This is a genomic window from Dyella sp. AD56, assembly GCF_002878475.1.
Taxonomy (GTDB): Bacteria; Pseudomonadota; Gammaproteobacteria; order Xanthomonadales; family Rhodanobacteraceae; genus Dyella.
The window spans coordinates 31,865-43,369 of the sequence record NZ_NRDP01000027.1; the positions used below are offsets into that span (position 1 = coordinate 31,865).

11 protein-coding genes are annotated in these 11,505 nt (G+C 63.0%); all 11 read right to left on the minus strand.

Features of this window, described 5'->3' with window-relative positions; translation table 11 throughout:
* Nucleotides 1-5 precede the first annotated feature (5 nt).
* A complete protein-coding gene (nuoH, locus tag DyAD56_RS17945; RefSeq protein WP_102304170.1) occupies nt 6-1,034 on the minus strand; it encodes an NADH-quinone oxidoreductase subunit NuoH in 1,029 nt (342 codons plus the stop codon).
* Nucleotides 1,035-1,038: 4 nt separating this feature from the next.
* On the minus strand, nt 1,039-3,360 hold the full coding sequence (gene nuoG / locus DyAD56_RS17950) for an NADH-quinone oxidoreductase subunit NuoG (RefSeq protein WP_102304172.1): 2,322 nt from the start codon (nt 3,358-3,360) through the stop codon (nt 1,039-1,041).
* Complete coding sequence (nuoF, locus tag DyAD56_RS17955) at nt 3,357-4,667, minus strand: NADH-quinone oxidoreductase subunit NuoF (protein ID WP_102304173.1); 1,311 nt, start codon at nt 4,665-4,667, stop codon at nt 3,357-3,359. The genes nuoG and nuoF overlap by 4 nt, the downstream gene beginning before the upstream one ends.
* Before the next feature lie 12 nt (nt 4,668-4,679).
* Nucleotides 4,680-5,207 carry an NADH-quinone oxidoreductase subunit NuoE gene (nuoE, locus tag DyAD56_RS17960; protein ID WP_102304175.1) on the minus strand — a complete coding sequence of 176 codons (528 nt, stop codon included), beginning with the start codon at nt 5,205-5,207 and terminating at the stop codon, nt 4,680-4,682.
* Between the two features lie 18 nt (nt 5,208-5,225).
* Nucleotides 5,226-6,479, minus strand: coding sequence for an NADH-quinone oxidoreductase subunit D (locus DyAD56_RS17965; RefSeq protein WP_102304176.1), 1,254 nt, complete (start codon nt 6,477-6,479; stop codon nt 5,226-5,228).
* 2 nt (nt 6,480-6,481) lie between these two features.
* A complete protein-coding gene (locus DyAD56_RS17970) occupies nt 6,482-7,210 on the minus strand; it encodes an NADH-quinone oxidoreductase subunit C (RefSeq protein WP_102304178.1) in 729 nt (242 codons plus the stop codon).
* 18 nt (nt 7,211-7,228) lie between these two features.
* Nucleotides 7,229-7,786, minus strand: a complete 558-nt coding sequence (locus tag DyAD56_RS17975; protein ID WP_074550954.1) for an NADH-quinone oxidoreductase subunit B — start codon at nt 7,784-7,786, stop codon at nt 7,229-7,231.
* Nucleotides 7,777-8,133 (minus strand): NADH-quinone oxidoreductase subunit A, encoded by a 357-nt coding sequence (locus tag DyAD56_RS17980; protein ID WP_102304180.1) that lies wholly within the window; start codon nt 8,131-8,133, stop codon nt 7,777-7,779. The genes DyAD56_RS17975 and DyAD56_RS17980 overlap by 10 nt, the downstream gene beginning before the upstream one ends.
* A 286-nt stretch (nt 8,134-8,419) precedes the next feature.
* Entirely contained in the window at nt 8,420-8,776 is a 357-nt protein-coding gene (locus DyAD56_RS17985) for a PilZ domain-containing protein (RefSeq protein ID WP_102304182.1), read from the minus strand.
* A 113-nt stretch (nt 8,777-8,889) separates the two neighbouring features.
* Complete coding sequence (locus DyAD56_RS17990) at nt 8,890-9,828, minus strand: PIG-L family deacetylase (RefSeq protein WP_233202604.1); 939 nt, start codon at nt 9,826-9,828, stop codon at nt 8,890-8,892.
* A 1-nt stretch (nt 9,829) separates the two neighbouring features.
* On the minus strand, nt 9,830-11,452 hold the full coding sequence (locus DyAD56_RS17995) for a hypothetical protein (RefSeq protein WP_102304183.1): 1,623 nt from the start codon (nt 11,450-11,452) through the stop codon (nt 9,830-9,832).
* Between the last annotated feature and the right edge of the window lie 53 nt (nt 11,453-11,505).

Consider the following 11,505-nt stretch of genomic DNA (forward strand, 5'->3'; position numbering starts at 1 on the left):
TTTCTTCAGCCTCCCGTGCCGACAGTGACCCAGCCGAAAAACTTCATGCAGCCGGCGACGAGGACCCAGACGATGGTGATGGGAATGAATACCTTCCAGCCCAGACGCATGATCTGGTCATAGCGGTAACGCGGGAAGCTGGCGCGGAACCACAGGAACATGAAGGCGAATACGAAAACCTTGATCAGCAGCCAGACGATGCTGGGCTGACCAACCAAGCCCCAGGATGCCGGCAACGGCGACAGCCAGCCACCCATGAACAGGATCGGGGCCAGGAAGCTGATCAGGATCATGTTGGCGTATTCGGCCAAGAAGAACAGCGCGAACGCCGAACCCGAATACTCCACGTGGAAACCGGCAACGATTTCCGACTCGCCTTCTGCCACGTCGAACGGCGCGCGATTGGTTTCGGCGACGCCCGAGATGAAGTAGATGATGAACACCGGCAACAACGGCCACATGAACCAGTCGAAGATGCCCTTGCTACCGGCCTGCGCATGCACGATGTCGGTAAGGTTCAGCGAGCCGGCCAGCACCAGCACGCACACCAGGCACAGGCCCATGGCCAGTTCGTACGAAATCACCTGCGCCGCCGAACGCATGGCACCCAACAGCGCATAGCGCGAGTTGGAGGCCCAGCCGGCGAGGATGATGCCGTACACGCCCAGCGAGGTCATCGCCAGCAGGTACAACAGGCCCGCGTTGACGTTGGCGAGCACCAGCTTGTCGTTGAACGGGATCACCGCCCATGCCGCCAACGCCGGGACCAGGGCGATCAGCGGTGCCAGGTAGTACAGCACCTTGTTCGCACTGCTCGGAAGGATCACTTCTTTCAGCAGCAGCTTGGTCACGTCCGCGAAGGCCTGCAGCAAGCCAAAGGGACCGATCTTGTTGGGCCCCATGCGCACGTGCATCCAGCCGAGCACCTTGCGCTCCCACCACACGTACAGCGCCACCGTGATCACCAGCGGCAGGACGATGGCCAGGATGCCCAGAACGGGCCAGAGAACCTGGTTGATTAGCTGTTCGCCCATGTGCTTATGCCTTGCTCAGGGTGAGGGCTGCGCCGTAAGGCGGCAGCGTGACAGTGTCTTCATGCCCGGCTTCGATCCACGCCGCGCCGTCTGGCACGGTCACATCGATCACCAGCGGCAGTACCGCATCGGCAACGCGCACGGCATCGCCCTCGCCCAACCCCAATCGCTTGGCTTCGTCCGCATTGACGCGGACGGCCGGTGCGCGATTGAGCGGGTGCTTACTGAGCGCGGTGGCACGACGGAGCACGGCATCGGTGCGGTAGATCGGCCAGGTGGCCAAGCGGCACAAGCCACCCGCTGCCGGGCGCGAAGCCAGTTCGGCGCGCGGCTGGTGAGCACGCTCGCTGATACCCTCGCGCAGACCAGCCAGATCGTCGAACTCGAACCCGGCGACCTTGAGGACACCACCCAAAGCACGCAACACCTTCCAGCCCGGACGTGCATCGCCAGGCGCCTTCGCGCCCGCGGCCACACTCTGCGACAGGCCGTCAACGTTAACCAGCGTGCCGTCGATTTCCGGTAGCAAGCCGATCGGCAGAATCACGTCGGCCACGTCACGCAGCGCATCGCTGGCGTAAGCGGAGAATGCGACCACTTTCTGTGCACCCTTCAGCGCCGTCAGGAAGGCAGCGCCCTCAGCCACGTCCTGCGGCTCGACGCCGTACAGCACGTAACCCTTGCGCGGCTGCGCCAGCATGGCCTGCGCATCGAGGCCGCCGTTGCCCGGCAGCACGCCTACACGGCCCAGGCCCACGGCATTCGCACCGACAGGCAGTTCGTTGTAGCCCGCCCCCGTCGCCTGCGCGATGAACTGCGCCACGGCACGCAGCCACGAGGCCTGCGGATGCGTGACGGCAGCTTCGCCCAGAATGACAACTGCACTACCGCTCTTGAGGTGAGCGATCGCGTCCTTGTCGCCCTGATCGAACGTGGCGCCGTTGATCGCATCAGCCAGCGCGCTCGGCGCGGCTGCACCCGCCTCAACAGCAGCCTTGGCCAGTGCCAGCAGCGCATCGACCAGCGCCTGCGGCGCCACGATAGCTTCGCCAGCCAGGTGGTAATTGAAGTTGAAGCTCGCCGGATTGACGGCGAAGACCTTGGCGCCCTTCTTCACCGCCTGATGGATGCGGTGATTGACGAGCGGAAGCTCGTGGCGCAGGTCGGAGCCGACCAGCAGCGCGGCCTTTACCTTGTCCAGCTCAGCCACCGGCGTGGCGAACGGTGTGGCCACAGCGTTGTCGGCGAAGTCGAGCTGACGCAGGCGGTGGTCGATATGTGCGCTGCCGAGGCCGCGCGCAAGACGGACCAGCAGATCGCCTTCTTCATTGGTGGCGGCCGCATGCACCAGCACGCCCAGCTCGCTGCCCGGCACAGCCTTCAGCGATTCGGCGGCGACACCCAGCGCGTCGTCCCACGTGGTGGCGACCCACTGACCGTTGCGCTTGACCTGCGGCGCATGAACACGGTCCGCCGCGTACAGACCCTGATGGCTGTAGCGGTCGCGGTCCGAGAGCCAGCACTCGTTGACCGATTCGTTGTCGCGCGGCACCGTGCGCAGCACCTCACCGCGGCGCGTATGCAGCCACAGGTTGGAACCCAACGCATCGTGATAGGCGATGGACGGCTTGGCGACCAACTCCCAGGCACGCGCCTGGAACTGGAACGGTTTGTTGGTGAGCGCCCCCACCGGGCAGACGTCGATGATATTGCCCGACAGTTCCGTCTCGATGGTCTTGCCGATGTAGGTGCCAATCTGCAGATTGTCACCACGGCTCATGCCGCCCAGCTCGTAGGTGCCGGCGATTTCGCTGGTGAAGCGCACGCAACGCGTGCACTGGATGCAGCGCGTCATCTCGGTGGCGACCAACGGACCGAGGTTCTCGTCCGCGATGGTGCGCTTGCGCTCGGTGTAGCGCGACACGCTGCGGCCGTAGCCCAGCGCGACGTCCTGCAGTTCACACTCGCCACCCTGATCGCAGATCGGGCAATCCAGCGGGTGGTTGATCAGCAGGAATTCCATGACGTCCTTCTGATACTTCAGAGCGACGTCGGTACGGGTCTTGACCTTCATGCCTTCGGCCACCGGGGTGGCGCACGCCGGCTGCGGCTTCGGCATGGGCTTGCCGCCCATCTCCACTTCCACCAGGCACATACGGCAGTTGGCGGCGATGGGAAGCTTGCGGTGATAGCAGAAGCGAGGAATGTTGATGCCGATGGCATCAGCCGCCTCGATGATCATGGCGCCCTTGCGGATCTGCGTGGGCTTGCCATCGACCTCGATGTTCACGAGGTCGAGATGGGGCGTAGCGGGCTGCGCACTCATGCGGCGGCTCCAAGCTTGTCGTCGACGATCGAGCGACCGTTGACGATGTAGTACTCGAATTCATCCCAGAACTGACGCAGGAAGCCCTGCACCGGCCACGCGGCGGCTTCGCCGAACGCGCAGATGGTGTGGCCTTCAATCTGGCCGGCAATGGCCTTCAGGCGGTGCAGGTCGTCCATCGTGCCCTGACCGGCCACGATGCGATCCAGCACGCGGTGCATCCAGCCGGTGCCTTCGCGGCACGGCGTGCACTGGCCGCAGCTTTCCTTGTGGAAGAACTGCGAGATGCGGCGGGTAAAGCGGACCGTGCAGACGGTGTCGTCGAGCACCACGATGGCGCCGGAGCCCAGACCCGTCTTGAGATCACGCAGGGTGTCATAGTCGAACGGCAGGCCCTTGAGCTGCTCAGCGCGCAGCACCGGCATGGACACACCACCCGGAACCGCACCCTTCAGCGTACGACCCGGACGCAGACCGCCGGCCATTTCCAGCAGTTCGTCGAAGGTGGTGCCCAGCGGCACTTCGAAATTACCGCCCTTCTGCACGCAACCTGAGACCGAGAAGATCTTCGGTCCGCCGTTCTTGGTCTTGCTCTGCGCCAGGAACCAGTCGGCACCCTTGCGCAGGATGGCCGGCACCGAGGCGTAGGTTTCGGTGTTGTTGATCGTGCTGGGCTTGCCGTACAGGCCAAAGTTGGCCGGGAACGGCGGCTTGAAGCGCGGCTGGCCCTTCTTGCCTTCCAGCGATTCCATCAGCGCGGTTTCTTCGCCGCAGATGTAGGCACCGGCGCCGAGTGCGCCATAGATGTCCACATTGAGGCCGGTGCCCTGGATGTTCTTGCCGAGCAGACCAGCCGCATAGGCTTCCTTCAACGCCTCTTCGAAGTGCTCGAAGGGCTCGTGATGGAACTCGCCGCGCAGGTAGTTGTAGGCAACGGTCGAGCCCGTGCAATAACACGCGATCGCCATGCCTTCGATCACCGCGTGCGGGTTGAAGCGCAGGATGTCGCGGTCCTTGCAGGTGCCCGGCTCCGATTCGTCGGAGTTGCAGAGGATGTACTTCTGCATATCGCCCTTCGGCATGAAGGACCACTTCAGACCGGTCGGGAAACCCGCGCCGCCACGGCCGCGCAGGTTGCTCTTCTTGATCTCTTCGATCAGAGCGTTCGGGTCGGGCTTTTCGGCGAGGATCTTCTTCCACGCTTCATAGCCACCGACCTGGGTATAGCTGTCCATCGCCCACGGCTTGTCGAAATGCAGCGTGGTGTAGACGACCTGATGTTCTTGGGGTGCGGGTCCGTAAGCCATTTCGCCCTGCCCTTACTTAAGACCGTCGAGGATCTCATCGATCTTCTGGATCGAGAGACGCTCGTGGTAGTGACCATTGACGGTCATCGCCGGCGCGCTGGCGCAGGCGGCGATGCATTCTTCTTCACGCTTGAGGTATACGCGACCATCCGCCGTGCTCTCGCCGAGCTTGATGCCCAGCTTCTTCTCGGCATGTGCCACCAATTCTTCAGCGCCGTTGAGCCAGCACGAGATGTTGGTGCAGATGGCGACGTTGTTGCGACCTACCGGCTTGGTCTCGAGCATCGAGTAGAAGCTGGCGACCTCGTACGCCCATACAGCAGGCAGTTCGAGGTACTTGGCAACCGCAGTGATCAGCTCGTCAGTGAGGAAGCCCTGGTTCTGTTCCTGCGCGGCAAACAGCGCCTGGATCAGTGCCGAACGCTTGCGATCAGGCGGGAAACGGGCAACCCACTCTTCAATGTGATGACGAGTGTGTTCGTTGAGTACAACGAGCGGGTCAACGTTCTTGACCTGCTCGTAATTTCCGGTGGCTTTCATTCAATGGCTCCCGTGGGCTCAGCGATCGACTTCGCCGAACACGAGGTCGTAGGTACCGATCATCGCCACCACGTCAGCCAGCATGTGGCCACGCACGATGGCGTCCATCGAGGAGAGATGGGCAAAGCCCGGCGCGCGCAGGTGCACGCGGAACGGCTTGTTCGCACCATCGGACACGAGGTAGCAGCCAAACTCGCCCTTCGGTGCTTCCACCGCCGCGTACGTCTCGCCTGCTGGCACGCCGTAGCCTTCGGTGAACAACTTGAAGTGGTGAATCAGTGCTTCCATGTCCTCCTTCATGTTTTCACGATGAGGCGGAGCGACCTTGTAGTTCTGCACGATGACCGGGCCGGGGTTGGCCTTCAGCCACTTCACGCACTGCTGGATAATGCGATTGGACTGGCGCATCTCTTCGACGCGAACCAGGTAACGGTCGTAGCAGTCGCCGCCCACGCCCACCGGGATATCGAAATCCACCTCGGCGTACTTGGCGTACGGCTGCTTCTTGCGCAGATCCCAGGCAATGCCCGAACCGCGCAGCATTACGCCCGTCATGCCCCAGGCCTGCGCCTTTTCCGGCGGGATGACACCGATACCGACAGTACGCTGCTTCCAGATACGGTTATTGGTCAGCAGTTCCTCGTACTCGTCCACCTTGGTCGGGAAGTCGCTGGTGAACGCCTCCAGGTAGTCGAGCATGGAGCCTTCGCGCCAGCTGTTGAGGCGCTTGAGGTCCTTGCCCTTGTGCCAGGGCGACTCGCGGTACTGCGACATCTGGCCCGGCAGGTCGCGGTAGACGCCGCCCGGACGGTAGTACGTGGCGTGCATGCGCGCGCCCGACACCGCCTCGTAGACGTCCATCAATTCCTCGCGTTCCCGGAACGCGTACAGGAACACCGCCATCGCGCCCAGGTCGAGCGCGTTGGAGCCGATCCACATAAGGTGGTTCAGGATGCGGGTGATCTCGTCGAACATGGTGCGGATGTACTGCGCACGCTCCGGCACTTCGATACCCATCAGGGTCTCGATAGCGCGCACGTAGGCGTGCTCATTGCACATCATCGACACGTAATCGAGGCGATCCATGTAGCCGATCGACTGATTGAACGGCTTGGACTCGGCCAGCTTTTCGGTACCGCGGTGCAGCAGGCCGATGTGCGGATCGGCACGGACAACGGTTTCGCCGTCCATCTCCAGCACCAGACGCAGCACGCCGTGCGCAGCAGGATGCTGCGGGCCGAAGTTCATCGTGTAATTGCGGATCTCTTGCATGATCAGTTGTTCCGCCAGTTGTCGGCCGCTTCGGCCTTGGCCTGCAGCAGGTCGGCGTCGTCACGGATGACGCGCGGCACGAGCACGCGCGGTTCGATCGACACGGGTTCGTACACCACGCGCTTCTGCTCGGGGTCGTAGCGCACTTCGACGTTGCCGATCAGCGGGAAATCCTTACGGAACGGATGACCCACGAAACCGTAGTCAGTGAGGATGCGGCGCAGGTCCGGATGGCCTTCGTAGATGATGCCGTACAGGTCGAACGTCTCGCGCTCAAACCAGTTCACGCCCGGGTAGATGCCGGTGAGCGAAGGCACCACCGGCAGCGTGTCGTCTTCGCAGAACACGCGCAGACGCAGGCGCTGATTGTTCTCCAGCGACAGCAGGTGCACGACGGATGCGAAACGGTTCGGCAGCGTATCGGCACGCGGGCGATCGGACCACGTGAAGCGGCCGACGGCCTCGCCTTCCACACCACGCGAGAAGCCGGTACCGGACACGGTTTCCGTGTCCCACTCGGTCTGGCCGTAGCTCATGTAGTCAACGCCGCAGACGTCGATCGGCACGCCGAAACGGAACGGGGCTTCGTCACGCAGCGCGGTGGTCACCGCGAGCAAGTCGGCAGCGGCCACTTCGGCGGTGACTTCGTTGCGGACGACGCTGATCTTCAGCGTGTCGCCGAATCGCGCGGAGAGGCGCTCGGCCAGCGAGTTGATCGGTGTATCGGTCATAACTTTGCTGCGCCTTTATCAGGAACGCGCGATGGTATTGGTGCGACGGATCTTCTTCTGCAACTGCAGGATGCCGTGGATCAACGCTTCGGCCGTCGGCGGGCAACCTGGCACGTAGATGTCCACCGGCACGATGCGATCACAACCACGCACCACGGAATAGGAGTAGTGGTAGTAGCCACCGCCATTGGCGCAGCTGCCCATGGAGATGACCCACTTCGGATCGGGCATTTGGTCGTAGACCTTGCGCAACGCCGGGGCCATCTTGTTGACCAGGGTGCCGGCCACGATCATCACGTCGGACTGGCGCGGGCTCGGGCGGAACACCACACCGTAGCGATCCAGGTCCAAACGCGCGGCGCCGGCATGCATCATTTCCACTGCGCAGCAGGCGAGACCAAAGGTCATCGGCCACATCGAACCGGTGCGCGCCCAGTTCATGAGGGCGTCGACGCTGGTGGTGGCGAAACCGCGCTGAATGACGGGGTTGTCCCCGGCCGGACGCAGAATATCGTCCACCAGGTTCAACGGCTGCGGGTTGTGCATCACCCGGTCAAGGGACGAGATCACTCCCATTCCAGTGCTCCCTTCTTCCACACGTAAGCAAAACCAATGACAAGGAGCAGCAGGAATAGCGCCATTTCGATCAGCGCGATGATGCCGATCTTCTGGAACACCACTGCCCACGGGAACAGGAAGGCGATTTCCAGGTCGAAGATGATGAACAGGATCGCCAGCAGGTAGTACCGCACGTCGAAGCGCATGCGGGCGTCTTCGAAGGCTTCGAAGCCGCACTCGTAGGGCGAGAGCTTGTCCGCTTCGGGACGACGCGGGCCGGCCAGCAGGCCAATGACCAGCAAGACCACGCCAAGGCCGGCGGCGACGCCGATGAACAGCAGAATGGGCCAGTATTCGGCAAGCACGGTGAAACGTACCTCCGCGCCTTCTTTGGCGCATCAGTGACCGTCGGGGAAACGGTCCAGAACCGGATTCGGCACGGCCGGTGAAGGCCATGGGTTGTGCACCACGATCACGATGCTTGCGCAGCTGCGAACGTGCGACTTTCCACGATCAAAGTCGGGAAGCGCGACATTGTATCAGTGCGCTTAACAACAACAAGCCTTGACCGGTATCTGAAAGACGCTGCAGGCGACTAAAAAAGGACCTTGCGGTGCGATTGGCACACACACACGACCAAGGTCTAGGGGTTCACATGGTGTGCGTGGGCCGCTCAGAGCCGGCCATCCCGGCCAGGATGTTCTCGATACGGGTGCGGGCAGCCCCGCCATCGGGGGATTCGTTGAACTGCACACCGATGCCGGCCGTGCGATTGCCCTGCGCGCCGATCGGGGTGACCCACACGACCTTGCCGGCCACCGACAGGCGTTCCCCCTCGTCGGTGAGGTTGATCAGCAGCACCACTTCGTCGCCCAGCGAGTACTTCTGAGCGGTGGGCGCAAACAGGCCGCCGTACTTCAGATAAGGCATGTAGGCGTTGTAAAGCGACGCCGCGTCCTTGATCTTCAACGAAATAATGCCCTGACGGGCGGCGATGACCGGATTCATGACTACTCCTGTACGCCGCTGCGGCGGCGCCCCTCGCCGCATCGTAGCGACCGCCACGGCTTAGCGACAAGCAAGATGTCGACAGATTGTGACGAGACCAGCGCCTGGCGGACCTAACCGACGTGGAGCTCGCACCAACCCCACCGATCAAAGATCCAGGGGGACGGCACATTCATATGAAGCTTCACGAAGCGGGGCCCCTCCATGGTGGGATCCAGTCCGTGCAGGACATGACGCCCCTGCCCATCCCTGGCCAACGGTGCCTCGCGCCAGGACCACTGGCGAATACCCTGCCCGTCAACCAGGCTCAGATGCAGCCAGCCCTGTAGCAGCGGCGATGGCTGCCACGGCAACACGGCCGAGTCCAAGGTGGCTGACGATCCGGGAGTCCACTGGTAGCGCTCGGCCCGGTCCGCCAGGCGGCGCATACGCTTGCCGCTCAGCGCCATCTGGCTGCGGTGGCACGCGAGCGCCGCCATCTTGGTGGCATGCAGCCCCACTGAGGAATCAAGCTTTACCTTGCCGCCCGTGCCTACCTCATGACCATGGACGAGGTAGGAAAGCATCTCCGGCGCCTGGCGCCCCCAGCGAGCCACGGCTAGCCGGGTCAGGACATGGGCCGCGCTGTGATCGGGGTGGCGATCACCCAGTGCCGGCAGCGCCACCACCGTTGGACTGAAATCATCCAGGCGATCCAGGAGGATGGCCAGACTGTCGTCCAGCGCTTCGCGCAAACGGGTAGTTATCCCCATGTCGGGCCAACCCTGTGGCCGCAGGGCTTGGGCATCCACGCCCAACCGGACCAGGGCTTCGCCCACTTCGGTACGACGGCGCTCACCCCATCGGCGGCGCTCGTCCAGACCGATGCGAACCCGTCGCTCCACCCAGCGCTGCGGCCAGGGATTGTTGTCGCCGTTGGTCAGCAACAGAATCTGCACTTCACCGCCGGCCAGCCGTACCTGCTGGATCAACTCGCCGGTAGCAATGGATTCGTCATCAGGGTGCGGGGCCACGACCAGAAGGCGCGTCCCGGCATTCAGGGTCAAGGCCACGTCAGCCTCCCGTGACAGGAGGTGCCGGGCGCCAACCCCGGTCAAATGCTTGCGACCACACGTAGGCCACGGGCGTACCTTCGCTGACGACCAGATGGTGGGTTCCACGATCAAGGAACCAGTGGTCCGCCACCGGACCGCCATCAAGGCTGCCGCTCAGACGACGATGACCGTCGGTCACGACATAGTCTCCGGGCATCTTCACGTCGATCGTCTGGTTGAGCTGATGGTCGGGCAACCCATGGCCCGCCACCCAGAGGTCGTCGCCCGCCTGTACGTAATTGAGCATGACGAAGCGCGCGCTCGATGGCGGCAAGCGACGAATGATCACCATCATGGTTTTGTGATTGATCAAGTCATCGACGATGGTGTCCACCATCTGGCCACGGCGCAATCGACGCATGGCCAGGCTTTCCAGCACAGGGTAATAAGGGCGCATGCGGAAGATGCTATCGCCCTTCGCATCCATCACCGTGTCCGTTTCATCCGTATAGCGAAGCACGGTCGACAACTCGGCACGCTGTTCGGCAAGGCTGTCCTGCCATGGCGGCGCGTAGGCGATCAGGGTCGCCAATTCCGCCGCCACCACAAACACCAGTAGCCCAGCCTGCAGGCGCGGACGACTCCCAAGCCATGCCCAGGCCGACACCCAACTGGTCAACGCGATGGCCAGCGTGGGCAGCACCGGCAGGAAATCCTGCTTAGTGATGAGCGGCCAGATAAACCAGATCAGGAACAGGTAAAGGCCACCTTGCAGCAGGAAAAACACAGGCCAGTCGAAACCCTGCTCGGAACGCTGGCGCGCCACGCGCACGCAGAGGACGATCAGGGCCACTGCCAACAGGATGAACCACAAACCCTGTTGCGCGGCATGTCGCTTGTTGGCACCGCCTACGTTGTAACCAGCAAGTCCGTACCACGCCTCAGTCAACACGCCATGCGAGGCCAGCCAAGCCACGAAGATCGCGGGGACAAGCAGCAGACCCAGCAGCGCGGCCAGCCAACACCGCACGCCAGCGCGCGGCGCGCCCGCGGGACGCAGCAAGCGGACAATACCTGCAGCCACCAGCGAGGTCGCCAGCAACACCAGCGTCTTCTGCGACACCGACAAGGCGCAACCAAAGGCGAGCCCGGCGAGGAAATAACGCCAGGCTCGCGGCGGCGTCCCGGCGATGAAAGCCAACCCCAGCAGCCACATCGCCATCCACATATCGTCAGTGCGGAATTGGCCGCTGACGATGAAGAAACGCGGAAACAACCCTGCCACCAACACGACCACCACGGCGGTGCGCCAGCCGTAGAGACGGCGCGCCACCCAACCGGCGGATCCAAGCGCAACGACGTACCAGAACTGCATGGCCAGGCGTAGCCAGGTCAATACGTCGGGCCGATTGTCGAGCCACCGAAGCAACGGTGAATGCAGCCATCCAAACAGCGGGCCGTGGTTATCGAACACGTCGCGGTACGGCAACAGTCCTTGCGTCCATGCCCACGCCACGTGCGCGTGTTGCGCCTCATCGGAGTTGAGCGTGTACGCGTTAAGCCATGCCAGTCGGAGGACCAGCAGGAACAGGAGTGAGATCCACGGCCAGACGGGGATGTGGCGTTGAGAAGAAAACGTCATCAGGGAAGCGTAGGTAGATGGCCTGTCAGCGGGCTTTCCCGAAGTGAAGGCTG

Excerpts from the sequence above, each read along its gene's own strand:
- nuoH (WP_102304170.1), bottom strand. The coding sequence starts at position 1,034 with ATGGGCGAACAGCTAATCAACCAGGTTCTCTGGCCCGTTCTGGGCATC.
- nuoE (WP_102304175.1), bottom strand. The coding sequence starts at position 5,207 with ATGAAAGCCACCGGAAATTACGAGCAGGTCAAGAACGTTGACCCGCTC.
- DyAD56_RS17970 (WP_102304178.1), bottom strand. The coding sequence starts at position 7,210 with ATGACCGATACACCGATCAACTCGCTGGCCGAGCGCCTCTCCGCGCGA.
- nuoG (WP_102304172.1), bottom strand. The coding sequence starts at position 3,360 with ATGAGTGCGCAGCCCGCTACGCCCCATCTCGACCTCGTGAACATCGAG.
- DyAD56_RS17965 (WP_102304176.1), bottom strand. The coding sequence starts at position 6,479 with ATGCAAGAGATCCGCAATTACACGATGAACTTCGGCCCGCAGCATCCT.
- DyAD56_RS17995 (WP_102304183.1), bottom strand. The coding sequence starts at position 11,452 with ATGACGTTTTCTTCTCAACGCCACATCCCCGTCTGGCCGTGGATCTCA.
- DyAD56_RS17975 (WP_074550954.1), bottom strand. The coding sequence starts at position 7,786 with ATGGGAGTGATCTCGTCCCTTGACCGGGTGATGCACAACCCGCAGCCG.
- DyAD56_RS17985 (WP_102304182.1), bottom strand. The coding sequence starts at position 8,776 with ATGAATCCGGTCATCGCCGCCCGTCAGGGCATTATTTCGTTGAAGATC.
- nuoF (WP_102304173.1), bottom strand. The coding sequence starts at position 4,667 with ATGGCTTACGGACCCGCACCCCAAGAACATCAGGTCGTCTACACCACG.